1 protein-coding gene is annotated in these 500 nt (G+C 65.0%); it reads right to left on the reverse strand.

All coding sequences use genetic code 11. The features are described from left to right. Positions 1-383 (reverse strand): hypothetical protein (locus tag G3480_RS27370; RefSeq protein WP_206171952.1); only part of this gene is annotated, 383 nt, incomplete at its 3' end. Between the last annotated feature and the right edge of the window lie 117 nt (positions 384-500).

Here is a 500-nt window from a genome sequence, read left to right on the forward strand (position 1 = left end):
GAATCCGAGGTGCCGGGATGGGTATGCCGGGTTTGTGCCGGGTTTGTGCCGGGTTTATTTGGCGCAAACTGATCCGTACCCGCCAAGGGAAGGAAAAAAATAAGCTGTTTCAAGGCACTGCGATTGCGTACCAAACCGGCACGCGCGAGCCCCTCGGCGAGACGCCGGACCTTGGCCTTGGTCGGCGTACCGGTGCCTTCGAGCCCCTGGCCGGGCTCGACATAGAGCGCCTCCTGCAAGCTGCGCCAGGAGATGCGACGGTTCGCGCCAACCAAGCCGGTGTGATAGTCCATGAGGGTCCTCAGCACGATGTAGAGTTGCCAGAGTTCAGGGCGTTGTCCGCTGAGCGCGGCCAGTTCCGCGTCTTCGAGTCGGATGGCCACGGCGTTCGATCACCCGCCCAAGCCAGTCAGCCGCGGGACAGGCGTCTGCGACATGAGGCGCGCGCACCAGCGCGCACGGGCGGCGGCCCAAAGAGGTCCGGGCGCAGTTCCTCGAGC

Origin of the sequence: Thiorhodococcus mannitoliphagus, from assembly GCF_010915725.1 — a bacterium.
In the GTDB taxonomy this organism is placed as follows: Bacteria; Pseudomonadota; Gammaproteobacteria; order Chromatiales; family Chromatiaceae; genus Thiorhodococcus; species Thiorhodococcus mannitoliphagus.